The 24,997-nt window shown below is 36.4% G+C and carries 26 protein-coding genes and 1 tRNA gene; 6 read left to right on the top strand and 21 right to left on the bottom strand.

The window, feature by feature from the left end; genetic code table 11:
* Positions 1 to 103 precede the first annotated feature (103 nt).
* Positions 104 to 1,129 carry an L-glyceraldehyde 3-phosphate reductase gene (gene mgrA, locus HCO57_RS14575; RefSeq protein ID WP_167989689.1) on the top strand — a complete coding sequence of 342 codons (1,026 nt, stop codon included), beginning with the start codon at positions 104 to 106 and terminating at the stop codon, positions 1,127 to 1,129.
* 107 nt (positions 1,130 to 1,236) lie between these two features.
* Here mgrA and HCO57_RS14570 read toward each other — a convergent pair whose 3' ends face one another.
* On the bottom strand, positions 1,237 to 1,650 hold the full coding sequence (locus HCO57_RS14570) for a VOC family protein (protein WP_167989633.1): 414 nt from the start codon (positions 1,648 to 1,650) through the stop codon (positions 1,237 to 1,239).
* Between the two features lie 2 nt (positions 1,651 to 1,652).
* Complete coding sequence (locus HCO57_RS14565; protein ID WP_167989632.1) at positions 1,653 to 2,582, bottom strand: 2-hydroxyacid dehydrogenase; 930 nt, start codon at positions 2,580 to 2,582, stop codon at positions 1,653 to 1,655.
* A 90-nt stretch (positions 2,583 to 2,672) separates the two neighbouring features.
* Between HCO57_RS14565 and HCO57_RS14560 the strand changes: the two genes are divergently transcribed.
* Positions 2,673 to 3,113 (top strand): Lrp/AsnC family transcriptional regulator, encoded by a 441-nt coding sequence (locus HCO57_RS14560; protein WP_167989631.1) that lies wholly within the window; start codon positions 2,673 to 2,675, stop codon positions 3,111 to 3,113.
* A 12-nt stretch (positions 3,114 to 3,125) separates the two neighbouring features.
* On the opposite strand, the gene HCO57_RS14555 is transcribed toward HCO57_RS14560, so the two are convergent.
* Together HCO57_RS14555 and HCO57_RS14550 are read right to left on the bottom strand one after the other, a co-directional pair.
* Positions 3,126 to 5,021, bottom strand: a complete 1,896-nt coding sequence (locus HCO57_RS14555; RefSeq protein ID WP_167989630.1) for a toxin-antitoxin system YwqK family antitoxin — start codon at positions 5,019 to 5,021, stop codon at positions 3,126 to 3,128.
* 203 nt (positions 5,022 to 5,224) lie between these two features.
* Positions 5,225 to 6,772 carry a choice-of-anchor I family protein gene (locus HCO57_RS14550; RefSeq protein ID WP_167989629.1) on the bottom strand — a complete coding sequence of 516 codons (1,548 nt, stop codon included), beginning with the start codon at positions 6,770 to 6,772 and terminating at the stop codon, positions 5,225 to 5,227.
* A gap of 208 nt (positions 6,773 to 6,980) precedes the next feature.
* On the opposite strand from HCO57_RS14550, the gene HCO57_RS14545 reads away from it, so the two are divergent.
* Positions 6,981 to 7,514 (top strand): YSC84-related protein, encoded by a 534-nt coding sequence (locus HCO57_RS14545; RefSeq protein WP_167989628.1) that lies wholly within the window; start codon positions 6,981 to 6,983, stop codon positions 7,512 to 7,514.
* A 66-nt stretch (positions 7,515 to 7,580) separates the two neighbouring features.
* Here HCO57_RS14545 and era read toward each other — a convergent pair whose 3' ends face one another.
* From era to HCO57_RS14530, 3 genes are read right to left on the bottom strand one after another with little or no spacing between them, the layout of a single operon-like run.
* On the bottom strand, positions 7,581 to 8,468 hold the full coding sequence (gene era / locus HCO57_RS14540) for a GTPase Era (RefSeq protein WP_136951627.1): 888 nt from the start codon (positions 8,466 to 8,468) through the stop codon (positions 7,581 to 7,583).
* A 2-nt stretch (positions 8,469 to 8,470) separates the two neighbouring features.
* A complete protein-coding gene (locus HCO57_RS14535; protein ID WP_136951628.1) occupies positions 8,471 to 8,944 on the bottom strand; it encodes an RNA methyltransferase in 474 nt (157 codons plus the stop codon).
* Complete coding sequence (locus HCO57_RS14530; RefSeq protein WP_167989627.1) at positions 8,931 to 10,295, bottom strand: alanine/glycine:cation symporter family protein; 1,365 nt, start codon at positions 10,293 to 10,295, stop codon at positions 8,931 to 8,933. The genes HCO57_RS14535 and HCO57_RS14530 overlap by 14 nt, the downstream gene beginning before the upstream one ends.
* A 201-nt stretch (positions 10,296 to 10,496) precedes the next feature.
* Here HCO57_RS14530 and HCO57_RS14525 point away from each other — a divergent pair.
* A tRNA-Met gene (locus tag HCO57_RS14525) sits at positions 10,497 to 10,569 on the top strand.
* Positions 10,570 to 10,817: 248 nt separating this feature from the next.
* Here HCO57_RS14525 and HCO57_RS14520 read toward each other — a convergent pair.
* The 14 genes from HCO57_RS14520 to HCO57_RS14460 all read right to left on the bottom strand — a co-directional run bounded on the left by HCO57_RS14520 (position 10,818) and on the right by HCO57_RS14460 (position 22,286).
* On the bottom strand, positions 10,818 to 11,756 hold the full coding sequence (locus tag HCO57_RS14520) for a DUF5694 domain-containing protein (protein WP_167989626.1): 939 nt from the start codon (positions 11,754 to 11,756) through the stop codon (positions 10,818 to 10,820).
* Positions 11,757 to 11,941: 185 nt separating this feature from the next.
* On the bottom strand, positions 11,942 to 12,553 hold the full coding sequence (locus HCO57_RS14515) for a hypothetical protein (RefSeq protein ID WP_167989625.1): 612 nt from the start codon (positions 12,551 to 12,553) through the stop codon (positions 11,942 to 11,944).
* A 313-nt stretch (positions 12,554 to 12,866) separates the two neighbouring features.
* Positions 12,867 to 13,160, bottom strand: coding sequence for a type II toxin-antitoxin system RelE/ParE family toxin (locus tag HCO57_RS14510; RefSeq protein WP_167989624.1), 294 nt, complete (start codon positions 13,158 to 13,160; stop codon positions 12,867 to 12,869).
* Entirely contained in the window at positions 13,147 to 13,389 is a 243-nt protein-coding gene (locus tag HCO57_RS14505) for a type II toxin-antitoxin system ParD family antitoxin (protein WP_136951633.1), read from the bottom strand. The genes HCO57_RS14510 and HCO57_RS14505 overlap by 14 nt, the downstream gene beginning before the upstream one ends.
* Before the next feature lie 127 nt (positions 13,390 to 13,516).
* A complete protein-coding gene (locus HCO57_RS14500; protein WP_167989623.1) occupies positions 13,517 to 13,813 on the bottom strand; it encodes a type II toxin-antitoxin system RelE/ParE family toxin in 297 nt (98 codons plus the stop codon).
* Complete coding sequence (locus HCO57_RS14495; protein WP_167989622.1) at positions 13,806 to 14,057, bottom strand: type II toxin-antitoxin system ParD family antitoxin; 252 nt, start codon at positions 14,055 to 14,057, stop codon at positions 13,806 to 13,808. Before HCO57_RS14495 ends, HCO57_RS14500 begins: the two co-directional genes overlap by 8 nt.
* Before the next feature lie 916 nt (positions 14,058 to 14,973).
* On the bottom strand, positions 14,974 to 15,861 hold the full coding sequence (locus tag HCO57_RS14490) for a cation diffusion facilitator family transporter (protein ID WP_167989621.1): 888 nt from the start codon (positions 15,859 to 15,861) through the stop codon (positions 14,974 to 14,976).
* Between the two features lie 3 nt (positions 15,862 to 15,864).
* Complete coding sequence (locus HCO57_RS14485) at positions 15,865 to 16,227, bottom strand: DUF3703 domain-containing protein (protein WP_136950343.1); 363 nt, start codon at positions 16,225 to 16,227, stop codon at positions 15,865 to 15,867.
* Between the two features lie 54 nt (positions 16,228 to 16,281).
* The gene (locus HCO57_RS14480; RefSeq protein WP_136950342.1) at positions 16,282 to 16,698 is read right to left on the bottom strand and encodes a Fur family transcriptional regulator; all 417 of its coding nucleotides are present in this window, start codon (positions 16,696 to 16,698) and stop codon (positions 16,282 to 16,284) included.
* Between the two features lie 2 nt (positions 16,699 to 16,700).
* Complete coding sequence (locus HCO57_RS14475; protein ID WP_167989620.1) at positions 16,701 to 18,887, bottom strand: TonB-dependent receptor; 2,187 nt, start codon at positions 18,885 to 18,887, stop codon at positions 16,701 to 16,703.
* Positions 18,888 to 18,930: 43 nt separating this feature from the next.
* Complete coding sequence (locus tag HCO57_RS16785) at positions 18,931 to 19,248, bottom strand: DUF6660 family protein (RefSeq protein WP_136950340.1); 318 nt, start codon at positions 19,246 to 19,248, stop codon at positions 18,931 to 18,933.
* A gap of 366 nt (positions 19,249 to 19,614) precedes the next feature.
* A complete protein-coding gene (locus tag HCO57_RS14470; RefSeq protein WP_167989619.1) occupies positions 19,615 to 19,905 on the bottom strand; it encodes a hypothetical protein in 291 nt (96 codons plus the stop codon).
* Positions 19,906 to 20,148: 243 nt separating this feature from the next.
* Entirely contained in the window at positions 20,149 to 20,619 is a 471-nt protein-coding gene (locus tag HCO57_RS14465; protein WP_167989618.1) for a hypothetical protein, read from the bottom strand.
* A gap of 11 nt (positions 20,620 to 20,630) precedes the next feature.
* On the bottom strand, positions 20,631 to 22,286 hold the full coding sequence (locus tag HCO57_RS14460) for a hypothetical protein (RefSeq protein WP_167989617.1): 1,656 nt from the start codon (positions 22,284 to 22,286) through the stop codon (positions 20,631 to 20,633).
* A 483-nt stretch (positions 22,287 to 22,769) separates the two neighbouring features.
* Here HCO57_RS14460 and HCO57_RS14455 point away from each other — a divergent pair, with 483 nt between their 5' ends.
* Both HCO57_RS14455 and HCO57_RS14450 read left to right on the top strand, forming a co-directional pair.
* Positions 22,770 to 24,566, top strand: coding sequence for a carboxypeptidase regulatory-like domain-containing protein (locus tag HCO57_RS14455; RefSeq protein WP_167989616.1), 1,797 nt, complete (start codon positions 22,770 to 22,772; stop codon positions 24,564 to 24,566).
* Positions 24,533 to 24,997 carry a hypothetical protein gene (locus HCO57_RS14450; RefSeq protein WP_167989615.1) on the top strand — a complete coding sequence of 155 codons (465 nt, stop codon included), beginning with the start codon at positions 24,533 to 24,535 and terminating at the stop codon, positions 24,995 to 24,997. Before HCO57_RS14455 ends, HCO57_RS14450 begins: the two co-directional genes overlap by 34 nt.

Genomic DNA, 24,997 nt, shown 5'->3' with positions numbered 1-24,997 from the left:
ATTAAATAACTCTTAAATATCACTTGATTCTGCTTCTATATCATCCTTATGCCTTGGGCTTGTTGTAATTTAACGGTTGTTTTAAAAATGATTCGCGATGAATATGGAAATCAACGACACAAATGCTTTACAATCCTATACGGCAGATACAGAACGTTACCAAAAAATGCAATACAAACGTTGTGGTAATTCTGGTATTCTATTGCCCAAACTTTCTTTAGGACTGTGGCATAATTTTGGCGATACGGACGATTTATGTAAAGCGAGAACCATTTTAAGAACCGCTTTTGACCACGGAATTACACATTTTGATTTAGCCAATAACTACGGTCCTCCTTACGGAGCTGCAGAGACTAATTTTGGTCGAATTTATCAACAGGATTTTAAAAATTACCGGGACGAACTTCTAATTTCTAGCAAAGCAGGATACGATATGTGGCCTGGCCCTTACGGTAATTTTGGTTCTAAAAAGTACTTAGTAGCCAGCATAGACCAAAGTTTAAAACGGATGGGACTAGACTATGTAGATATTTTTTATCATCATAGACCAGACCCAAATACGCCATTAGAAGAAACAATGGCCGCGCTACACCAGTTAGTGACGCAAGGTAAAGCCCTGTATGTTGGTATCTCTAATTATCCTGCAGCACAAACGGCAAAGGCATATACCATATTAAAGGAAATGGGGACTCCACTAGTAATACATCAACCTAAATATAGTTTATTTGAACGATGGGTAGAAGATGGGCTACTACAAGTTTTAGACGAAAAACAAATAGGTTCCATTGTGTTCTCTCCATTAGCACAGGGCTTATTAACGGATAAATATTTAGACGGATTTCCAGAAGACTCCCGCGCTGTAAGAGATGCACGTTATTTAAAAACCAATCAAATTACCGATGAAGTTTTAACTAAAATCCGAGATTTAAATTCGCTTGCAAAAGAAAGAGGACAAAGCTTAGCACAAATGGCTATAGCCTGGCTATTGCATAAACCACAAGTAACCTCTGTCTTGGTAGGGGTTAGCAAACCAGAACAATTAAAAGACAACGTAAAAGCTTTGGAAAAACAAGATTTCACCAACGAAGAATTAGAACGTATAGAAACTATTATAGATGCTAACAACTAATCATTTTGCTTTTTACAATACAGTATTTAGGTAAATACAGTGTACTGAAAAATGAATTCCAGACCAGTACATTATTCTCTCAACTTAATTAATGCGTTGTGTATTGCTTATGGGTTAAATAGTTCAGCATCATTCTTAAAACATTTAAATTCTATAGGATTATTGCTATAATCTAAGACAAACATAGTCTGTTGCTCTCCTGGCTTTCCCTTATATCTGGTTTGTGGCGGAACTATAAATTTTATATCATGTATCTCCAAAGCTTTCTGCACCTTTTTAAACGTATTTTGGTCTAGAACACAACCAAAATGTGGAATTGGCACTTGTACTTGGTCTACGGTGCCACAATAGTCTAAAGGCGGCATATTCTCTGAAACATGAGCAGACAATTGATGGCCAAAAAAATCAAAATCTATCCAACTTTCACTTTGTCGGCCTATTTTGCATTGTAAAACTTCATGATAAAATTGGTACGTACTGGCAATATCTTTTACCTTGAACGCATGGTGAAAAACGTGCATTATTAATATCCTTTATGTATTGAAACTTGGTTGAGCAGGTCTTCTTCTGCTATGGCCTTATTATAATTCATTACAATACCCGCGGTTGCCGTACCTATATTGGTTAAGGCTGCAACATGGGGTGTTATCTGTATCTTATCATGCTCCCAAAAGGGATGGTTTTCTGGCAATGGTTCCGTTCTAAAAACATCTAACAAAGCACCAGAAAAATGCCCCATGTTTAAAACGGCTAAAAGGTCTTCTTCTACCAAATGCTCCCCTCTACCCACGTTAATTAGAAAAGCATTCTGGGGTAATAACATCAGTAAGTTCTTATTTAAAATACCTTCTGTATCTGCAGTATAGGGTAACATGTTAATTAAGACATTGGCTTTTGCAACAGCTTTAGATAATTCTGTTTTTCCATAAAAACAACTTACACCATCTAAATTTTTAGCATTTTTAGCCCAGCCAGTTACTTTAAATCCCATGCCTGCCAATTCCGTTGCCACGTACGCCCCAATTTTACCTAAACCTAACAAACACACCTGTGTTTCTGCAATAGTATTGTAGCTTTTTTGCCCCCAAACCTTATTGGTTTGTGCTTTTTGGTAGCAATTCGTTCCCCTGATAAAATTTAAAATTCCAGCAAGTACGTAGGTAAACATATCTTTAGCTAACTGCTGGTCTACTACCCGGGTTACCACAACTTCAGGTGGTAGTTTTTGCGTATTGATGATGTGATCTACAGATGCACCTACAGATTGTAGCACCCGCACATTTGGGTAGGTTTTCAATACATCAAAATCCGCTTTCCAACACAATGCAAAAGTTGGCTCTTCCTTTTGGGAGACCTGCGGGTGTATTTCTACCTTAACCTTGGGCAATCGCCTTTTAAGCTCTTCTTGCCAAGGTTTAGGGTCCTTATTGGTAAAACAGATAACTATACTCATTTTTTTATTTCAAATTTCTGATTAGCTGCTTTAACTACAAAGTGGATTAATCGGTATATTTAAATTTTAACCATTGATTTTTATGTTAATATGAAAAATACCAACGATTTTTCTGCCGACAGCATTGACCTCGCCATTTTACAAGCTTTACAAACTGATTCTAGACAATCTTTTGCTGCTATTGGCCGAACTATTAGTCTATCTGCTTCTGCCGTTAGAGAACGGGTGTTAAAGATGGAGGATACTGGACTTATAAAAAAATACAGTGTTACCGTAGACTATTCCTTATTGGGATATGACTTAGAAGCCATAATTCTAGTAAAGGTGTTTCATGGAAAACTTAAACCTTTCTTAGCCTTTTTACCTCAACTAAAAGCAGTACAAAAAGCACATAGAATTACGGGCAACCAAAATGTGCATTTGCATGTTTTGTTAAAAAATCAATTGCAATTACAACAGCTTATAGATAGTTTGATGGATTATGGAGACACCCACACTTTGTTAGTACTTTCTGAGATTGAAACAAACTAAAACAAGGATTGCTTAGTATTTTTTACGGTGGGTAATCTTACCTTTCTCATTATACGTTTTCCATTCCCCAATTGGCATCCCATTCTGGTAATACCTTTCTTGATGCAGTTCACCGTTTTTGTGATACGACTTCCAAGTGCCATCTTTTTCATCGTTTTTATAAAATCCTTTTACCACTAAACTTTCTTCCAAATCATATTCTTGATGCATCCCCTCTTTAACTTTTACGTGTGTATTGCTGGTTGGATGGCGAAAAGAAGTTAAGGATTCTATTTTACCCTGGTCGTCAAAGTCTTGGTACTGAACAAACTCATAATAATAACTACCTCCTTCTTTTGGGTCTTCTATTAGATTAGAATGGGTAATAACAGATCGCAAAAGTCCATCGCGAGAATAATTGAATTCTACATTAGTTTCTACTGGGCATCCCTCACCAACATAAGTCATTTGTTCTTCTATTTTTCCCTCTTTAGTATAGGTTATCCAAGTTCCAGCTCGTTTATCTGACCAGTATTCCCCTTCTGTCTCTATTATGCCATTCTTGTAATATTCTGTGAATAAGCCTTCTAATTTATCATTCTTATACCTACGGTACATTTTAAGTTGACCATTGTCATGGTAGTCTTTTTTAATGCGAATGTTTGCGGCATTGTCTTCTTCTACAAGTGTTTTTAGTGTGATTTTATCTGCGTAATAAACTTTTTTAAAGTTCTTCTGATTGGTGTTTTCTGTATACTCTTTACGCTCCAAAAGCGCTCCATTTAAAGAAAAGCTTTCCCAGACGCCTACTTTTTTTCCCTCCTTATAAGCCCCTTTTTGAATTATTTTTTTTGAAGCGCTATTTTTATCTTTAGAGATTACCTCATCTTTATCTTGCACATATCTTATGTATGTTCCGTGCAATTTTTCATCTTGCCCGTATGTTCCTTCTTCCAAAGCATATAGTTCTCCTCTATAACCTTCTAGCTGATTTTTAAATGGCCCTATTCTTTTACCACCCACATAGGAATACTCATAATATAAGGTTCCATTAGGATTATACTTGGTATGCTTACCTTCTTTTAATCCATTGCTATAAACAATGGTTTCTATTAACTGCCCTTCTGCATTATAATATTCTTGTTTCCCTTCTTTTTTGCCTGCTACTAGTCTTGCTATACTAATAATTTGACCTTGTTTATTCTTATATTTTTTCTCAGTTATCGTAATAGTATTACGTTGGGTATATGTTATTTCTACTTGCTTTTCTTCCCCTTCCTCCAATGTTAGTATTTCTTCCAATTGCGCTGTATCTGGATTGTACATTTTAAAAGTGCCATAACCATTCTTTAAAGTTCCGTGGCTTAAAGCTTTACCATTATTATCAAAGAAAGCCTGAACATTCATTAATCTTCCATTTTTATATTTCACTTTAGAATGTAACTGTCCATTCATAAAGTAAGTACTCATAATTCCTGTAGGAATACCGTTCTTTAAAAAGCCTTCAATAGCTTTCTTTCCATTTTTGTGGTATGTTGTAAAAGAACCATTTACTCTATTTTCCTTGTATACATAAGAAGATTGTAATGTACCATCCTCATAATACATATTCCAATTCCCTATCATGAGACGTTCTTCGGTTACTCCATTGAAAGTGGGCTGAGCTACTTTTACAAATGGTCCCTTTGCTTTTAGTGTCCCATTTACATGATAATACTCCATAGTACCGATGGCTACTTGGCCTTTAGTATAGTTTGCATCTGTTGTGTATACTAACTTTAATTCTGGAATGCCCTCAACAGTATACCAAATCTCTTCTGTGGCAATACCATATACAGGATGGACTATTTGTCGCTTTTCTTGTTTTTGCCCGTATATAGTTATAACGTTACATAAGATATAGGTTAGGAAAAGGAATCGTATTAGCATGATGTAGTTTGTGGTTTTTTAGACTGCCTTTAATAGCAATACTATAGGTTAAAAAATAACGGTACCCTATAAATTATAGTATAGTAGTCTACTATAAAAAGTAGCATGCGAATATGGCTCATCAGCTCCATTACTAAACATATAGTCACAAAAAAAGCACCACTTTCGTGGTGCCCTTACCTAATTATGAACAGTTATTTCTATTAGTTCTCATAAATAGTAACAGTGCCGCTAACTTCATTACTAACCACCAACAAATCTTTACCTGTTGGGCTGTCTGCGGCTGCGATAGCTAGAACACCTTCTGGCGCTACATCACCACTAGTTTCTAACAACTGAATAAATTCTGGCGCAGCAGGATTACTAACATCGTACACCAAAACTTGATTGTTACGTTCCAAGCCAACGAATAAGATGTGTTTGTCACCTATTTTTTGTACAGTTACGGCTTCTGGCTCAGCACCTTTATCATCACTCCTACCATCTTCCCCGTTGAAAGTATCGGGGGTTAGCTCTAAGGTCTTCTGAGCAATATCATTACCACTATCATAGACCATTTCTCCGGTACCGGTCCAAATAGTAAAAGAACGCGCGCCAAAACTATACAGTTCATCAAAATCGCCATCGTTATCAATATCACCTTTAGTCAACGTAATTTTTAATCGTCCTAAATTTTCATCTGCCTGCAAATTTTCCCAATCAGGAAAAGCTGTAGGATCAAGCACTATGTCTTTAATTCTTTCTTCCTCTACAAAACCAGGGTCTCCTTCGTACTCACGAGCATCGCCTTCATTTGCGGTAACTATATAATCCATTCCGTTTACACTGTAATAAGCAATAGCATCTGGATGATACGTACCAAACACAGGAACGCTACGCAACTCAGTTTTATCATCCTTGTCACTTGGATCAATCTCATTCCCCGGTAATGAATAATCTTTGTAACCTAATGGTAAAATTGCTTCTATGGTTTTTGTTTCTAGGTTAACCACAGCTACACCATTATTTTCTTGTAAACTTACCCAAGCTTTTTTGCCATCATCAGAAACTGCTACGTATTCTGGTTCAACATCCATAGCCAAACTAGCATTAGGACCAAAAACGCGGAATCCATTTTCTAGTAAGCTTTCTTTGGCTCCATTAAAGGCTTCAAAATCTAAATGTGTACAAGCTCCCGTAGCTACTTCTACAATAGAAATTGTACCTTTTGGGTCTACCGTGTAATCATCATTTGGTTCGCCTTCGTTCGCTAATATTACGTATGTACCGTCTGGTGTAAAAGTTACCATATCTGGCAATGCTCCCACTTTAGAAGCAGAGATAAACTGTAAACTTTCTGTATCATAAAACTTAACGTAGCCATTATCTTGTTTCACCTCTTGTTCTACAGCCACGGCTAGTATACCATTTTTAACAGCAACACTATTGGGTGCACCAGCGCCATTCAACGCAATATCTGCCACGAACATTGGAGCATCAACATTAGAGATATCATAAACGGTAACTACCTCTTTCTCTACATTCACCGTAAACAGTCTCCCCGTAGCCGCGTCGAAAGCAGAAATTTCTGCAGCACCTTCACCACCCACCGTAAAGGTTTTTTTGTGCGTGAAATTGATGGATACTGGATTTTCATCTTCCATACCATCCCCATTGGTACCACCATCCCCAATAAAATCATCTAAGTGTTCGCAAGAAAATAAAAGTGCCGCTGCTGCAAAGAATACAGCTGGTCGTGTAAATTTTTTCATTTTGTTCGGTATTATTTATCGTTTCAATATCTTAAATAACAACCGTTTAAAAGTTATGCCAATCCTAACCTTACCTTTAGTTTTAGTAAGCTTAAGTCTAAGAAAAGGTTACCTAAACTATAACATAATCTTAGGGAATACTAACAAGGCTTTAACGACTGTACACTGGCGCTGACCCGTATATACAATGAACAAAAAAACAGAACCTATGAAAACTTTAAAATCTATTGCCCTAACCTTGGCAATTGTATGCAGCACTGCTTTAACAGCACAAGACAAGAAACAAGAAAAACTTATAGTTGATGCCCACAAAGCGCATGAACAGCTTGTAAAAGCGGATACTGGACTAGAAAACTTTTTCACCAACTCTGCCGGATATGTTATTTTTCCAAATGTAGGTAAAGGTGGATTTATTGTTGGTGGCGCCTCTGGTAATGGTGTAGTTTACGAAAATGGAAACATTGCAGGTTACGCTAATCTTAAAAAGTTAAATGTAGGATTACAAGCTGGTGGGCAAGCAATAATTGAGGTCATCTTTTTTGAGACGGAAGAAGATTTAGCCGAATTTAAAACAGATAATTTTCAGTTTTCTGCAGAAGCTTCTGCGGTAGCAGTAAAATCTGGAATCGCCTACAACGCAAAATATAAAGATGGTGTAGCTGTGTTTGCTTTACCCAAAGCAGGACTAATGGCAGATGCCTCTGTAGGTGGACAAAAAATTGAGTTCACCCCCGTAAAATAATCGTTTTTTGATTGATTGATGTTGATTGGAAAAGGTTGGCCCGCTAGTGCCAGCCTTTTCTTTTTTTTATTTCTGTTGATACCCAAAGCGTTTTAACTGGTTGCTATTACTACGCCAGTTCTTATTTACTTTTACATAAATTTCTATATGTACTTGTTTATCAAAAAATAGTTCTAAATCTTTTCTAGCTTCTACCCCTACTCTTTTTAGGGCACTGCCTTTGTGACCTATGATAATCCCTTTTTGACTATCCCGTTCCACCATAATTATAGAACGTATACGGATGATATCTTCGTCCTCAAAAAATTCTTCTGTCTCTACTTCTACAGCATACGGAATCTCCTTTTTATAATGTAGTAAGATTTTCTCTCGGATAGTTTCGTTTACGAAAAAACGTTCTGGCTTATCTGTTATTTGGTCTTTTGGATAGTATGCCGGTCCTACGGGTAGCAACTCCAAAATACGCTCAAATACTTCTCTGACATTAAAATTTTGAAGCGCGGAAATGGGATGGATTTCTGCTCTTGGTAGTAAATCTTGCCAATATTGAATTTGCTCTTCTAAAACTCCTTGTTCCGAAGTATCTATTTTATTCAATAACAATAACACCGGAATCTTACTATGCTGTATTTTTTTAAAAAAAGCTTCGTCTTTAAGTCCCTTTTCACCAATTTCTACCAAATACAACAATACATCTGCATCTTCAAAAGCCGACTTCACAAAATCCATCATACTGGTTTGCAGTTCGTAAGCTGGTTTAATGATACCAGGCGTATCTGATATCACTACCTGAAAATCATCCCCATTAACAATACCAAAAATACGGTGACGTGTAGTCTGTGCTTTAGAGGTGATTATAGATAGTTTTTCGCCCACAAAGGCATTCATCAAGGTAGATTTACCCACATTTGGGTTACCTATAATATTTACGAAACCAGATTTATGTTCTCCCATAACTATTGTTTTTTGTGCATGCGAGGTTTAGGTAAGTTTCTATCATACATCACAATACTCCCCGCAACCGCAACATTCAAACTTTTAATCGACTTAAATTGTATTAAATGATGTGCTTTATCGCACGCCACTCTACTTAATCCGTGGTCTTCTGCACCCAACAAATAAACACACCTTCTAGGGTGATTAAAGGTTTCTAGTGCCACGGCATTCTCCTTCATTTCTACACCAACCAATTCTGCTCCTTTTGGTAGATTTTTATAAAAATCTTCAAACGTATCATAATGAAAGTAAGGCATAGCCTTTACCGCATGGTGGGTATCACAAGCCTGTTTGGCATATCTATTACCAATAGTAAAAATAAAGCTTGCTCCTAAATTCTGTGCCGTCCGCCATAAAACCCCCAAATTTTCTGGCGTTTTGCCATTTTGGATGCCAATACCAAAAAACTCGTGCTCAAAATTATCTGTGCTCACTCTTTAATTTCTGAAAATAAATTTTTGCCTCTTTATTAACTTTAGGCGCCAACAAAAGTACGGCAATCATATTGGGTATCACCATTAATGCATAGGAAAGGTCTATTAAGTTTTTAACTAAGTCTAATGATGCTACAGCAGCAAAAACTATCATAATTACAAAATACACATTATACCATTTACCAATTTTGGCATTGGTTAAAAAAGACAGACTTTTTACACCATAATAGGAGTATGTAAATAAGGTAGAAAGTGCAAAAGCGGAAACGATAATCATTAACAGCACATCACCATACCCAAAAAGTGAAGCGTTAAAAGCAGAAAGCGTCATTAAAATACCACTAACATCCTCTTTGTAAGCACCACTTAAAATAATTACAACGGCTGTGAACGTGCAGACTAAAATGGTATCGATAAAAGGCCCTAACATGGCCACTAAGCCCTCTCTTATAGGCTCATTATTCTTAGATTGACCGTGGTACATGGGGGCACTACCCAAACCAGCTTCATTAGAAAACATAGCTCTGCGCACCCCAATAATGACTAAACCCCAAAATCCACCAGTGACTAGGGTATTAAAATTCCAGGCTTCTGTTATTATCAATTGCAAGGAAGGTAAAATTTCCGAAGCATTCATAACCATCACCACCAACACTGCAACCAAATAAACCATGACCATAAAAGGCACTATTGCCGTAGCCACTTTTGCTATATTTTTTAATCCTCCAAAAATAACCAAAGAAGAAACCAATGCTAATACAATCCCCACACCTAGCTTCCAGTTAAATTCTCCTAAACTTGCAATATTGTCATCTGGCGCTACAACTTCCATGAAGGTTTCTGTGAACTGATTGGCAGTAAACACGCCTAAAAACCCAAATAAACCAGCAATACTAAAGAAAATGGCTAAGGGTTTATATTTTTCTCCTAAGCCTTTTGTAATGTAGAACATTGGACCACCTTGCATAGCTCCATTAGAATCTTTACCCCTAAACATTATGGATAAACTACAAGAATAAAACTTAATACACATCCCGATTATAGCGGTAACCCAAATCCAAAAAACAACCCCAGGACCACCATCATGGATAGCAATGGCCACACCGGATATGTTACCCAACCCTACTGTTGCAGCTACTGCCGCAGATAGCGCCTGCAAAGAACTTACATCCCCTACAGCAGAGGCATCCTCATATTTACCCCTAGTAATGTCTATGGCATGTCTAAAAAACCGGTATGGCAAGCCTTTAGAATATAGCACTAAAAATACCCCTCCACCAATAAGCAATAGAAACATGGGCCATTCTGTCCACTTTATTGCTTCTTGTAAAAAACTGTTTAAACTTTCCATGCTGCCGAAGGTAGCTATTTTACTAGTATTAACGATAACCGGGCTTTAGAACTGAAATAAAATTAAAAATGATTTTAAAGTTAATTTGGTGTATTCTAAAAAAGGGTTGTATATTTGCCATCCGATTCGCAAAAAGATTCGATTCTTGAATCGAATTATATTGAAAAGTTAGTTGCTACGCGAGCAACAGTAAACATACATCGCGGGGTAGAGCAGTAGGTAGCTCGTCGGGCTCATAACCCGAAGGTCGCTGGTTCGAGTCCAGTCCCCGCTACTAAGGCTAAAGCCAGTAAAATCAACGGTTCGTCCAAAACGAGCCGTTTTTTTATGCCTGAAATTTCCGTATTTCTAGCTGCCGTACACGATTTAGTACACGATTCCACAATGAAGAAAGACTTTAGCCCAAATAATAACAGATTAAGATGCCACTTATCGCCTATTGAAAACTTTCTTTAAGAAGATTAATTAATCCTTTTTTTTTTGAACTTTTGATTATCTCAGTTCTTTGTAGCGGATAGTTATTTATAATTCATCAAATAGTATCACTTTGATGTTTGGAAATTGAGTGCTTAATTCTTTTTTCAAACCGATAATATGAGCGGCCCCAACAAATAAAATACTCTTATTAAAATTATTCTTATTGATTTGTGTACCAAGATTGTAAGCAAAACGTCTATTCCTTTGGTTAAAATAGTCAACAGCCTTTGCACAATCAGAGTTTTGTTGATTTGTATACTTAAGTCCACTTAAACTATCTAGAAGTTGAAGGTGTTTAATTCTATTATTGATTATTCCATATTTACCCACAACTGAAGGTAAAATTTCTCTTAGGAATAGTTTTCGAGCTAATTTATTCTCTTTTCTTTTGTATGATGTACCTACCAAAGCCTTCTCACAAGCTCTCCAATGTTTATGGAATTCTCCATTAGTTTGTTGGTCATCAGCAGCATATATTTTTTTATGACGTAGCCTAAGTGCTAACTTTCTAGATAACTCAAAGTTTTCGTGCCTTCGAGACTTTTTATGACCATTAGGAAAATAATCTTGAATATATTGGTAATAATAGTAGTTTGGATAATCCCGTTGATAGGCAAATGAAAGTTTAATTTTGCTAAAATCATCTTTGGTCAATTTATCAAAATCTTTGCTCAACAAATAGTTTAATGAATCCTTATTGAATTTAAATTCTTCTTTAACTTTTATAGAATATTTATAAAACTCTTGAAGGCTTTTGCTATATCCATTTTTCAAATACTGCCAGCTTAAAGAGTCATCAGGCATAGCAGTTTCTACAAAAATAGCTTCAGGATTATAATGTAATGACTTTTTAAACAGCGGTCTGTAACTGTTTTTTAAAATCTTAGGCACCTGATGCATTGTCCCAACTAAAACAATTTCTTTACGTTGTCCAATTGCAAAAGAATAAATAAAGATTATAATAAGAAAAAGTAAATTCTTCATCCTCATATATTTAAATAACCTAAATTAATACCTTTCTGTCATAATATGAATATCCATATCGTATAAAACCACTAAATCTTAGACGGGCAGAAAATCCCATTTTTGAACTTTAATCATTTTATAAATTCAACCGGGAAGTATACCTGGGAATCCACCTGTTGTCCATTTATAATCCCAGGTTGGAATTAAAAGCCACAGTTTTGTATGATGTCAGAGGCTACCAAATAGAACCCAGAGTCGTCTTTCTCGTATGGCTCAATATATCCAATTGTTCCATCCTTTAGAAGCAAAAAACTCATGTAACAGATGTACTTTTCACCATCTATACTAGAGACCTTTGAGACTTTCTCTTGATAGCATTGTATCTGTTCAGGAGTTGGTTGCATCATCTCAGCTCGACTGTCCAACGCTGAGAAAGCAGCTGCCACAGGTTTTTTAGGAAGTTCAAAATCATTATCATCAACATTGCGTTCTACTATTTTAACTGCTTCCTGTATCTCGTAGTATGTATCGTATTCTGTTATGGTTTTTAGGGTTATTGCTCCATTTACTTCTTTGAGTTTATTGTACCAATTTCCAACTTGGTGCCCTTCAAAGTCCGAATAATTAACGCGGATATCGTCTGAATAATATGTTCGGGAGGTACCATACTCAGACTTTGTGACTACCATGTAGCAATCATTCCCTAGAACATTTATAATGCTGTCTTTATATACATTTGAACCAAAGTATTCAAAGTTCCCTTTTTGGGTATCCCTAAATGTCACGTATGGTTTGTCACGATAATCATCATACATTCTTTTGGTTTTATCATCATAGGTGTATGAATAATTATACTCGTTGTTTTTAAAGTATGTTTATTTATATTTCTTGGAAGTGATAACATATTTAGCTTGAGTGCCATGTTTCATATCAATGATGTCTTTTACATCAACTGTATCCGATTTGGGCAATATTTCAATTTGATAAGTGATTTCCCCACTGAAATATTGGGGATGGCATATGACTGGAAAGATTATTAAAAATAATACTAAGTTCTTCATCTATTGATTGTTGTTTTACTGTTTTGAGCTACTGTCTATGTTGGTCTATTTACCCTTTTTTTTGAACTCATAGGTGCTCTTCGAAATTCATTCTTTTCCCTAGAATCCTTACCACGTATATTTCGCCTGCATTATCAAATGAATAATAAATTACATGACCTTTGAAATTATAGAACTTTAATCCGTTGGCAATTGGTGAGGCATCTCTGGCGAGCTCCGGGCGTTCTGCTAGTTCTTCCAGAAAATCCTCCAGTCCGGTCAAATAACCAACAGCTTGCTCAATACCGAAATACTTTATCCCGTACTTATAAATTCCAATAATATCAAATTGCGCCCTAATGGAAAGATTATAGCTCCCCATCATCAACCTTCTTGATGATATCGCTTATTTTTAAAGGGCTTCGGCCGCTTTGCAAACCTTCATCTATGGCTTGCTTCAGTTCCAAGAGTTTCATATTCTCTGCCTGGTCTTTTCTGACAAGCTCACGGATATATTCACTGTCGTTGGTAAAATCCCCGTTTTCAACTCTTAGCTTAATCCATCTATCCTGTTGGGCCGTGAATGTTATTGATTTTCTGGTAGTTTGCATAAATATAAATTACGGTGCAATATAGTAATTATTCGCACCACATTATATTTATTTTACGTTTCCGTGAACTTTGTTTCGGGATTACACTACCCTAAAAAGGGGATTCACCCATACTTTTTTTGAACTTTTACGTAAGATGCTTCGGAAAATCCATTCGACCACCTAAGACCCTAACTATAAATATTTCATTCTCCATTAAATAATAGAAAATTACGTGGGCCTTGTAACGATAACGTAGTAACATTTTATCCTTTATAGCTACATATCTTCTACCAAGCTCTGGATTTTCTGCCAGTTCGGCTAAAACACTTTTTAGACCTGTTGCATATTTTAAGGATTGTTGCTCCCCAAATTTTAGAACCGTGAATTTGGCAATTGCTTTGAAGTCCGCTCTTGCCTTGGCACTAATAATGTATTTATTCATTGGTATTGTGCTCTTTTATGGCCTCTTCCCAAATACTATCTATAGTTGCATCTGTAGGGCCACTCTCAATACCTTCAATAAGGGCTTCGTTCAAATCAACAATCCGTTTTCTACGTTCTTGATCTTGGCGAATTATATCTCTAATATATTCGCTATCATTTGTGTAAAAGCCTTGTTCTATCAAACTTTTCACATAGGCGTCTTGCTGCTCCGTAAAGGTGATGGATTTTCTAATTACAGCCATATTGAACCAATATTATTATTTATGATTCAATTTAAGCATATATTCTGGTTTTTACAAAATCCTTTTTTTGAACTTTATATCAAATAGCACCTTATTACAAATTTTCATAGGCAACCTTACTGTAATTTGTCCATCTAATATAGAAACAATAATGAGAAGGTTACTATTATTACTCGTCATTACAACTATTTGGTGTTCATGTTCACGTTCCAGCGAATCGGACGATTTTGGAATGGAACTGTATTATGAACTCACTTCTTTGAATTCCGGAATGTCTGGGAAAATATTGGAGAAAGAAGAATTGGATTTTCGAGAGTCTATCGAATTTTTCCCCGATAGTACCTTTATCAAGCAAAGAGTATATCAAGATAGCACTTTCACTGCCTCGGGTAAATACGGTTCGTTTATTTCGGATGGAAATGATTATCTTAAGTTGAACTATTCCAAAGATAGTTACCTTATCCAAACCTGTGGAAATTCCATAGTTGAATACTTGCGTATTCTTAGCGAATCAGAAATTTACAATGGTGGATATTTACCCTGCGACGGACCAGGGTATTATTATACGAGAACTAGGAAGTAGCTCCAATTTGAACTTTTTAAATGCCACACTTCGACATTGTGTTAATCCTTTTTTTGAACTTTCAACGGTCTTGTGTATGATCAGTAGCAGATTTTTAGCAACTACTTTTCAGTTTATAATATACTTTAATTTAAGAAAATTAGCATCGATAAAGCACTCAAACTGCTATTGCTTATACACGTTGTTGTGCATAGTGCTTTTCATGTTCAGCTTGGGTTTCCGATGTTTGTTTTTAGTTCGGATTTGAGTGTTGGCAAGACATACTCTTTTACAGTTTTGGTGGTGCGCTGGCTTGAGCGACTGTAGATGTGTATGGCTTTCGGCGTTGGCATTTCAGTTGTCATCATTTAATTCGCATGTTTCTGCGTCAAGTTCCGTTTCAATGGTGTAGTGATGGAATTTGTATTCTTGCAAGATGTTTTTTACTTCTTTTTTAACCGTCAGTATCTGGTCAAATTCGGTAATGTTCTTCAATTTTATGTGTGTCGTAAAAACGTGGTTTTCGCCCTCTTGCGACCATAAGTGTGTATGATGTAATGATGCAACATTGTCCAATTGCAGTACGCTGTTTTTAATGGCATCCAGGTCAATGTCTTTTGGAACACCTTGTAAAAAAACAAATAATGTCTCTTTTAAGCGCTTAAATACATTGAACAAAATATAAAGTGTAATAAGCAATGATAATGCTGGGTCGAGGTAATTGTTATCATAAAAGTATAAAACAATCGAAACGATAAGCACAGCTACCCAACCCAAGACATCTTCAAGTAAATGCAAGGAAACTACTCGTTCATTCATAGATGTTCCTTTGCTCACTTTCCAAGCTCCATAACCGTTTACAGCTACACCAACAATAGCAAAAAGTATCATTCCCTGTGCATCAGAATGTTCAGGTTCTATTAATCTTTTTACAGCCTCGTAAATAACATATGTCGAACCAATTAAGAGGACAATACTGTTTATCAACGCTCCAAGTAGCGAAAAGCGTTTGTAGCCATACGAGAATTTATTGTTCGCGCCTTTTTTCGATTTTTGGTCCAAATACCACGATGTTCCGAGCGAAAGACTGTCGCCCAAATCGTGAACAGCATCTGAAACAATAGCAATACTATTTACGTACAAACCACCAATAAATTCAAAAACGGTAAATCCTAAATTTAAGAAGAATGCAATTTTTAAATTTTTTGATGAATGCTGGTGATGCGAATGATTGTGCGACATAGATTATTTGTTTTGAAATAACACTTCAATATCACTTGGAATCGGCATTTTTCTCAATGGTGGTACATTAGCACCACCTGTGTTACCAAGAGGAACGTGATTAATAAATGATTTCCAACCGCCAATAAGCAACCTAATAATTTGACCTATAATTTCTTTGAAATCTTTCTGTCGAAATCCAAATTTTAGCATTAACCAATGGGAATAGGTATGCTCTACTGGGTAAGATTGACCAATAATATGACTTCGCTCTAAATGATGCCAAGCACTATTATAGTCTCCATTTCTCAAATTGAACCTATAGATTTCTAACTCGCTTGAATAAGCCTGCTTTAGGTTTTTCGGAATAATGGTATTAAATTTCATAATTTAAAATTATTGTACTAATGTAAATTGAAATAAGATGCAATGGAAGTGCATTTATAGCCCGCTACATTTATGGCAAATACCTTTAACAACCAAATTTATATTTTCTGAAACAAAACCTTTCGGAACTTTAATCTGCGGTATTTTATGCTCGGTTAAGCAAACAGTTTCGTTGCAATTGATACAATGAAAATGAAGGTGCAAATCGTTTTCAATTTTACAATTACAGCCTTTTTCACAAAGTGCATATTTAGTAATTCCTGTTCCATCGTCTATCTGGTGTACGATTGCTTTTTCTTCAAAAGTTTTTACGGTTCGGTATAAAGTTGTCCTGTCAGCTTTCTCGAAATTGTTTTCAATATCACTTAACGCAACTGCGATTTCTTTTTCTGCCAAAAATTTATAAATCAATAAACGCATTGCAGTAACGCGGATATTTTTACTTTCTAAAATTTGCTCTATCTTTTTCATATTTAATCGTGGTCTTCTTTTCCAAAAGGTTTTATGATTACGCCAACGCTAAAAATAAATCCATCCGTTGGTGCGTAAATTTCAGGGTATTCTGGATTTTCGTGTGGTGGCAAAACCAATGGCGAAAATCTGCTCTGTCGTCTATCGGTAAAGTTTTCAAAGTTTACGAAAACACTACCAAATTTAAAGTTTCGCATCGCCAATAAGCCCATTGTTACAAAATCTGTTGTTTCTATTCCGTTGGATAATCTTTGCTTTCCTGTATAGAATGTTTCGTAACCAATACGCCATTTGTCAGATTCATACATTAATACACTTCCTGCATTGTGCCTTGCAGTTAATGGTTTTTGTGGGTTACCTGCTAAATAGTTCAATTTGGTATCTATAAACGCATAATTTAAAAACCATCTGAAATCTTTGTAAGTGAATTTGATGTTTGTTTCTGTACCTTTGCTTAAAATCTCTTCTGTTGCATTTTCATATTCGAAAAAGCCATCATCCGTCCTATTTAGCAATAATCCATTATTGATTGCAGTCACATAAAATAATTGATTAACCGAAAAGCCTATAGTTTCAAATAATCGAGTTTGGTAATTGAAATCAAGATTTACACCGTAAGAACGTTCTGCTTTTAGCTCTTCTTTATCGATTGCAAGGATATTTTCAAAATTGATTAATTCTGCCTCTTCGGTAAAAATATCTGGAATTTTGTAACCCAATCCGCCACCTATTCTGCTCGAAAATTCGCTATCGTTTTTATATAATAATGAAACTCTCGGAAGTGGAAAAAAACCAAAATCGGTATTGTAATCTGCTCTTAAGCCAGTTTCTAATATCCAACTGTCTGAAATATCGTAGATATTATTGGCAAACGCTCCGTAGGTTACATCGGTTTGGTCACGCTGTAGTCGTGCATTTTCGTTTTCAGCAAAATTTGAAGTGTATAAATTTGCACCGAAAATCCAGTCTGCTCTTGAATTTTCCTTTTGATATGAAATCTCCGTAAATGAATTGATTTGTTTTCCGTCAAACATGAAATCTGGAATGGTCAAATTTCTATCAAAAAACGATACGCTATTTTTAATGTTGAAAGAACTCACTGAATCTAATAGCGTTTTGTAAACCGCTTGACTGCTCAATCGTTTCGAAGTGTTTTCTTCGGTATATTGATGGATTCCATTTTTGCCATGCTCTATTTTTGTGATGTCGCCACCAATTCTGTCGTCATATGTACCATTAAGTCCAATCCAAAATGTAGTTTTTTCAGACGGATAATAAAAGAACTTTGGATTGAATGAGATTGATTTGGTTTTCGGCAAGTTACTGAAACCATCATCTTCTGGGTCATACGCTTTTTGATAATGACCAGAACCGTACATCGAAACACCAAATTTCTCGTTGCGTTTGCTGTAGAACACATTTGCTGTACTACCCAACGCTTGTGTTTGGGTCAACATAATGTCCAAAGCTGGTTCTTCGTTAGGTGTTTTTGAAACCATATTTACCAAACCTGCAATTGCACCACCACCATATAGGGTAGATGAACTTCCTTTTATGATTTCAAATTGTTGCAAGTCCAAAGGTGGAATCTGTAAAATGCTCAAACCGCTTGAGAAACCACCATAAAGTGGAAAACCGTCTCTTAAAAGCTGTGTGTAACGACCATCAAGACCTTGAATTCTAATATTTGTGTTTCCGCTACTTAAAGAGGTTTGTTGCATTTGGATTCCTGTGCTTTCCCGAAGCACCATTGAAATATTAGTTGGGTTCATAATGGCTTTTTCGCCCAATTCTTCTGCACCAATAAATTCTATTCTTGTTGGGATTTTCTTCACGGTTCTCGTATTCCTTGAAGATTGTATAACAACTTCATCGAGTTTGTTACCGCCTGCTTCGAGCTGAAATGTAAACGCATATTGCGTTTCTACTTCAATACTTGTATTTATGGATGTGAAACCAATGTATGAAATTTTAAGTTTCTGCACTCCATTTGGAATTTCTCTAAAAGTTGCGATACCATAAAAATCAGTTACCGCTCCTTTTCCCAATTCCGGGAAATAAACTGTTGCTCCCAGTAAAGGTTCGCTATCAGTTTTTGAAACTACTTTTATTTGTATATCAGATGTTTGTGCTTTTGTATTAAAGCACGCTATCATTGTGAGCATTAAGCTCAATATGTATTTATTCATTGAAAATGTAAAATTGATTAACTAAAAAATTTGGGCTATTTTTTTAGCTATTCAATTGTGGCGGTTGCCAAATGTTGGAAAGAAAATCGAAACGATAGTTCGATTGATAATTTGAAAAAACCTCTGTTGAGATTTTTTCGTTTAGATTCAACCTGAATGTTTTGACTGGCACGTAGGATATAGCCATTCCACAGCAATTGCAAAGACAAGTTATTGGGCAGGAATCATCATTATCCTCTTGATGGTTGTGATTTGCGCTTATTTCGTCTTTATGTAAATCTTCCGCATTGTTTCCATCTGAACAAGGTTTTATAGATAGAACAAGAAATAGAATGGATAATAAGACTGCGATGTTTTTCACTTATGCAAAGGTAAAATTTTTTACGTGCAATGGTGTTGCAAAAGTCGTTTCCTAATTTTTTTATTCTGTTTTTGAGCGTTGGCAGAAACAGCTCTTTTATTTTTTAGGCGTTGGCTCTTTGTGGTTAGAAAAAATAAATGTGCTGTTTGTGCGGTTGGGATATTTTGTTCTAATGTTGAATTTCAGTACGATTATCGCATTATGCACAACAATTGGATATCCGTAATAACGGATATCTCTTTTGTATAAAACTACTAAATCTTAGACGAGCAGAAAATCCTTTTTTCGAACTTTATCCTAAGTTACTATTTCTTAATTATCAATTGTAGAAAACGAAGAAGGTTACGTTTTTAGGGAAGGCTTCATTTAAATTTGATTTAATTGTGAGTCCACGGTAAAGCAATCAAAGCAAACGAATTGGTGGATAACCATGCAATCTGCTAAGTCAAAATCATCTCCGATTGAGTCGATTTGAGCGTAAAAAGTCATTTTCTCATCACAATCTTTACATTTTGGATAATCCGCCGGGGAAATTCCGTCCGCATCTCCTCCGAGTTTATGACGAAATCCAGCTTTTTCATTCCATTTGTATCCGACTGCCGATTTTGCTTCTTCAGTTTCGGGAGTTGGGGTAAGTTTTATTTCTGGTATTTTCATTTTATAAATTGTAACGAACAATTAAATTACCGTCTTGTGACGCATAGCTCTTTCGTATAAAACTACTAAATCTTAGACGGGTAGAAAATCCTTTTTTTCAACTTTCAGCAGCAATGTATAAACGCAATGGCGGGGCTTTACAGGTTTAGCCTTTCAATTTAGTATAACGGCTAGCTTTAAAACAAAGCGGCTCGGTTTAGCACCGGAGCCGCTATTTCGTTTATACCGTGTTGGCAAAAGTGTTTATTCGCAATTTCCGTTGCAGTCCTCCGCATTTTCAAAATCACTTTCGTTGATGGTGAATAAAAACTTGTCTCCACCTATTGACGTATAATCTGTATCTCTAAGCAGATTTCTTTCTGTTGGAGAAAAAGTCAGGGGAATATATGTTATTTTGTAAGTTATGATTTTTTCGTTATTAAATATTAATCTAACAGAATCTGATTCAAATGACGCCGATGGTCTATCCAATAATTGTTCAGAGCTTAAATCTGTCCATGGTCCTCCGCTTCTATCAAGTTCTAAACCTGCTATTCGTTCTTGATTTTGAAGCAGTATAGTCTCAAACCCCAAGCTTAACGACCCGTCTCTATAAAATTGAAGTTCGACTGGAACACCTGTACCATTTTCGATTACGTACTGCCTTTGGAACATCTCGGCTTCTGGGCCACAAGAGGCCAAAATCAAAAGTAATAGATAAACTATGTATTTCATGTCTTAATTATTTAATTGGGCCAATTGTCAAAAAGCTCGTTCAAATTACCTTCTGTTGAATTTGTATAACGGTTCCTTATGTTGTCTCGCCAGCCCCACCAAGACCTTGCGCCTTTTAAGGCCTGTTCCAATTGAACAATAGTGTAACCACTAACCCTATCAATTGGAAAAGCAGCTCCATACACCGTTCTTTGGTTTACATTATCAATCATGTCCCAACCTGCCGAAGTATAGTGGTTTTCATCTGCAATTCTTTGATTTTGAAGGTTATTTAGGTCATATCCATAAGTAGTTCTGCCAAATTTGTTTCTGTATCTATGGGTTGTAAACAAAATCTCGACTGTAGTAGGCCATGTTTCCAACAATCTACGATTGTTGTTCCCTGTAGGGCCTAAGTTTTGACAACCGTTGAACGAGGTACAAGGCCCAGTATAGGCATCCCAAACCACATCGTTGTATGCGTTCTTGTCCACTTGTCTATGGGCTGCATGCGCAAGTTCATGGATAATTGTGCCATATACCCGGTCAGAACGCCTGTTCCATGCTTGGAGCGAAATGTCCGCACCGAACCAAATCCGTCTCGCTTTAACGTATGAAGATTGTCCGTTTTCTGTTCTTGCAGCTATTTTTAACTGTCTCTTTAAAAATGCGTTACGCGGTGGTGAGGTAAGTCCAAACCTACCACCATAGTAGTAATCCAATGCCCCTTGATGGATTAGGGCATAATATTGTTGTTTGTCATTTACAATCGTACTTGTACTGCTCCCTAAATCTTTATTCCAATCTCCTCTTCTTTTTGGACCGTTCAAGGTAGCCTGACCGATGGTTCCCGAACGTATGCTATATTCATACCTGTCCCATTTTATACTGTAGTTTGCATCCCTTCTGAACCGGCCATCGCAGGAATACCTTCCGTTGTTGTCGGTAAAGCCTTTGTGGGTGGTGAACCACCTTCTTGCCCTGACCTGCACACCTGAAACGCCCACGAACGACCTTGTTACGTGGTCATAAACTCGTATCGTTCCTGCAGGTCTCCATTTGCTCTTTGCCGTTAAAGAACTTCCAATCTCATCATTCTTAAGGTTGCCAGTCAACCTCAAAGATTCATCAACAAGTTGGTAAATGGTCTCTTTGGAAGCAAAGTTCTTCGAGGTTTCTTCATAATCTCCATCCTCATCGGGTATAAAGAGTTCTTCCAATATTTCATATTCCACTCCCGAGGGCAGTTCCTTTTCTATGGGTATTGCGGCATATTGGTACGTGGGTCGGTCTGTAGGTACTTCGGGGTCATGGTAGAAATCTCCGTTTTCATCTAATTCAAAATCCAATGGAATTTCGTAAAGGACAAGGGTAGAGTCTCTTTTGAGTATTCCAAGTTCTTCTTCGCTTTTAGGGCTGAACTTTATGTAAAGGTGGGTTGTTTCAATATTTCCGTTTTTGGAAACTTTGGAGCTTGCTTTTAGACTTTCCCAAGCCTTTCTCATGTTGGTAACGGAATATGGATTTTCAAGTCGCTTACCAAGTTTGGTCATTCCCGAAAGGTCAATTTGTTCCGTTTCAACCTGTTCTGTTTCAATCTGCTCGGGTTCTTCTTTTTGACAGGAGAAAAAGATTCCGATTAACATGGTTGCCAATAAAATTGACCGATAGTGTTTAAAATGCTTCATGCCAATGCTTTGTTTAAATTTTTTTCCAAATGTAGCTTGCTTCTTGTTAAACAAACGTTATGTCAGTTTTGCATTTTTGCTAACGGTCTCGTGTAACCATAAGTTTCGGGTTAATATCCTTTTTTTGAACTTTTGATTACCTCAGTTCTTTATTGTGTGTAGTTTTTTCGTGCTATTTTCACCTTTCCTCATTTGAAATATAGCGAATAAAGTTAGGGTTCATCATCCGATATCTATTAGTGAGGGTCAATCCGTAATAAGTGAGAATTGAAAGAAACTCCTTTATTTGAACTTTCAATATAAGACATCAATAAAAGCAGAAATCAAATAGTGCCGAAAAAGGTTCGTTTTAAGACACTATGAAAATTAATATCTTAAATATTTATTAAAACTTTACAGTTATTTAACACGTATTTTCTTTTCTAAAGAGATGATTTATTACATTTATCTACATAAGCTTCACTAACAACTAAACCAATAACCATGGAAAATTTCCTTTTAAAATTAAGATTTTTTGCCCTTGCTGTTTCAGTTCTCCTTGTTCAAAGTTGTGCTAAAGATGACGACTATCTTAACAAACCAGAAGAAAGATCGGCGGATGAAGAACAAATCACATTAACAGGCAATATTCTAGAAAATCCCTATGAGATTTCGAATATGCGCAAAGCATATATAAAGGTTTTGGAAAAACTTGAAAATGAGGATTTTAAGGTTGGAAAGGGATTTAGGTTATCTTCTAAGGGGGATACAATGGAAATCGAACCAAATTATCTCTATATTCGTTTCGACCCCAAGAACAGAAACCAGGAGCACAGACTAAAGGAGAAAAAAAGGTTTACGGTAGTTGATTATCCTCTTGAGTACGAAAACCCTGAAGATTATAGAAAAAATGTGAAGAGAAATGAGGAAGAAATACCTTCGTATTGGACAAGCGTTCCGATTGACAAAAAAATGCCGAAGAAAATACCTTACGAGATTCTTCAGGAAATGTACATTCCAGAAAAAGACCCCAAATATGACAATGCTGAAGGGGAAGGTAAGACGGCCAGAGGAAAGATAAATGACGAAATTGATTTTATGAATCATTTATTGGAAGAGGCCTATGCGGCAACAAATAATGAAGATTTACTTCCTGAAGCTCCTAAAGATAAAAAAGGTGAGAGCTGTGAAACCTGCTTTTTGGGCATTAATCTTAGAGGAAAATGGAATCCTAGTGGAAGGATTCAAATTTGGGATGATGAAGTCGGTCAAACAACCACAACAATAAGAACAAATTGCCGAACCGTTCAAGTACCTGATTATTCCACTTGTGGTACTGGTGGCCCTTGCCCAACCTATAGAAGCGAATGGCGATGTGATGAAGAAACCAGAGTGATAAGGGGGAGCTATGTCCCACTAGTGGGAGCGCAAATTTTGGTTAGAGACACGTGGACCCTAGGTAATGCAATAACCGATAATAACGGTAGATACAGATTTAGCAGTGTAAGAGCCAAAGTACGATACTTGATACAATGGGAACGTTATCAGTATAGCATTCGTGATAATGGTGGTTTATTTCAGGCGGAAGACAAAGGACCCAAATACTATAAAAAGGAATGGAACCATAGTATTAGTAGCGGTAGAGAAAAATACAGAGGTGAAATCCACAAGGCCGCCCACAATTATTACTATGGAAACATAGTGGGATTACGCCGTCCGCCGAAGAATTTCACCAATAGACAGACCAAAATCAGAGCTAGGGAAACCTGTTGTGATGGAACCAACGAGTTTTACCTTCCCTATCTTACCTCTGGTATATGGCCAACAATAACTATAAAAGAATATGGAGCACCTTCAAGGGATGTGTTTGCCACAACAACACATGAAATCGCACATTCAACCCACGCTGCGAATTCAGTCGTAAACTTTCCTTTAGCTACAAAACGCCACAGGGAAAGTTATGCAGAATTTATCGAGACTGTTTTGACAAATAGATATTACCAAAATCTTACTGGTAATGCTAACTATGAAATAAACGGTTTTAGACAAGGGTTTACTCGCGCTGAAGAAAATGTTTACACTTCTTTTTTTATAGATTTGTGGGATGATTTTAATCAACGACAAAGATTGGAAGACAACGCCCTTCCCAACGATTTGGTTGAAGGATATACTTTTCGTCAAATTGAGGACGCGGTATTCAAAAGAACCGATTTTTCTGGAGTTGTGAGGGAATTGCAAAAGTTGAACAATCCAACTGAAAACAGATTATGGGAATTAAGAAATCATTGGGGTTCCAACTAATAACAATTATTGCTTTACTCAGTTCCTGTGGCCCTGATTACAATGAGGAATTTATCGATTTTGTAATAATTAACGAATCAGGCGTTGATATTGTCTTGAATCCAAACCCACCTGTGGGTGAGCAATTTCCGAATAATGAAAGGTCTTCGCTGATGATTGAAAATAACGATGCTTTTTCCGAGTTGATGGAGATAAGTACCAGAAATGCCAATTTTTCATTTCAAACTTTTTTTGGAACAAATAATGTCGAGGTGATATTCGGGAACGAACGAAGAACGCTTTATTCCTGTGTGAATAGCGACCTTAACAACAATTGCGATAATCCGAGAAATATATTGACTTTTAGAGCTGATTCAGATAACCGAGCCGAGTATACTTTTATAATAAGTGACTTTGAATCGGCAACGCCTTGTGACGGCCCTTGCAACTAA

The organism is Croceivirga sp. JEA036 (assembly GCF_011882165.1).
Taxonomy (GTDB): domain Bacteria; phylum Bacteroidota; class Bacteroidia; order Flavobacteriales; family Flavobacteriaceae; genus Croceivirga.
The sequence above is the reverse complement of the archived record's forward strand: the minus strand, read 5'-3'. Positions and strand labels throughout refer to the sequence as shown.

Excerpts from the sequence above, each read along its gene's own strand:
- HCO57_RS14490 (WP_167989621.1), bottom strand. The coding sequence starts at position 15,861 with ATGTCGCACAATCATTCGCATCACCAGCATTCATCAAAAAATTTAAAA.
- HCO57_RS14465 (WP_167989618.1), bottom strand. The coding sequence starts at position 20,619 with ATGAAATACATAGTTTATCTATTACTTTTGATTTTGGCCTCTTGTGGC.
- HCO57_RS14560 (WP_167989631.1), top strand. The coding sequence starts at position 2,673 with ATGAAAAATACCAACGATTTTTCTGCCGACAGCATTGACCTCGCCATT.
- HCO57_RS14455 (WP_167989616.1), top strand. The coding sequence starts at position 22,770 with ATGGAAAATTTCCTTTTAAAATTAAGATTTTTTGCCCTTGCTGTTTCA.
- mgrA (WP_167989689.1), top strand. The coding sequence starts at position 104 with ATGGAAATCAACGACACAAATGCTTTACAATCCTATACGGCAGATACA.
- HCO57_RS14510 (WP_167989624.1), bottom strand. The coding sequence starts at position 13,160 with ATGGGGAGCTATAATCTTTCCATTAGGGCGCAATTTGATATTATTGGA.
- HCO57_RS14470 (WP_167989619.1), bottom strand. The coding sequence starts at position 19,905 with ATGAAAATACCAGAAATAAAACTTACCCCAACTCCCGAAACTGAAGAA.
- era (WP_136951627.1), bottom strand. The coding sequence starts at position 8,468 with ATGGGAGAACATAAATCTGGTTTCGTAAATATTATAGGTAACCCAAAT.
- HCO57_RS14570 (WP_167989633.1), bottom strand. The coding sequence starts at position 1,650 with ATGCACGTTTTTCACCATGCGTTCAAGGTAAAAGATATTGCCAGTACG.
- HCO57_RS14505 (WP_136951633.1), bottom strand. The coding sequence starts at position 13,389 with ATGCAAACTACCAGAAAATCAATAACATTCACGGCCCAACAGGATAGA.
- HCO57_RS14545 (WP_167989628.1), top strand. The coding sequence starts at position 6,981 with ATGAAAACTTTAAAATCTATTGCCCTAACCTTGGCAATTGTATGCAGC.
- HCO57_RS14550 (WP_167989629.1), bottom strand. The coding sequence starts at position 6,772 with ATGAAAAAATTTACACGACCAGCTGTATTCTTTGCAGCAGCGGCACTT.
- HCO57_RS14530 (WP_167989627.1), bottom strand. The coding sequence starts at position 10,295 with ATGGAAAGTTTAAACAGTTTTTTACAAGAAGCAATAAAGTGGACAGAA.
- HCO57_RS14460 (WP_167989617.1), bottom strand. The coding sequence starts at position 22,286 with ATGAAGCATTTTAAACACTATCGGTCAATTTTATTGGCAACCATGTTA.
- HCO57_RS14475 (WP_167989620.1), bottom strand. The coding sequence starts at position 18,887 with ATGAATAAATACATATTGAGCTTAATGCTCACAATGATAGCGTGCTTT.
- HCO57_RS14495 (WP_167989622.1), bottom strand. The coding sequence starts at position 14,057 with ATGGCTGTAATTAGAAAATCCATCACCTTTACGGAGCAGCAAGACGCC.
- HCO57_RS14485 (WP_136950343.1), bottom strand. The coding sequence starts at position 16,227 with ATGAAATTTAATACCATTATTCCGAAAAACCTAAAGCAGGCTTATTCA.
- HCO57_RS14480 (WP_136950342.1), bottom strand. The coding sequence starts at position 16,698 with ATGAAAAAGATAGAGCAAATTTTAGAAAGTAAAAATATCCGCGTTACT.
- HCO57_RS14500 (WP_167989623.1), bottom strand. The coding sequence starts at position 13,813 with ATGAATAAATACATTATTAGTGCCAAGGCAAGAGCGGACTTCAAAGCA.
- HCO57_RS14450 (WP_167989615.1), top strand. The coding sequence starts at position 24,533 with ATGGGAATTAAGAAATCATTGGGGTTCCAACTAATAACAATTATTGCT.
- HCO57_RS14515 (WP_167989625.1), bottom strand. The coding sequence starts at position 12,553 with ATGTATGATGATTATCGTGACAAACCATACGTGACATTTAGGGATACC.
- HCO57_RS14555 (WP_167989630.1), bottom strand. The coding sequence starts at position 5,021 with ATGCTAATACGATTCCTTTTCCTAACCTATATCTTATGTAACGTTATA.
- HCO57_RS14520 (WP_167989626.1), bottom strand. The coding sequence starts at position 11,756 with ATGAAGAATTTACTTTTTCTTATTATAATCTTTATTTATTCTTTTGCA.
- HCO57_RS14565 (WP_167989632.1), bottom strand. The coding sequence starts at position 2,582 with ATGAGTATAGTTATCTGTTTTACCAATAAGGACCCTAAACCTTGGCAA.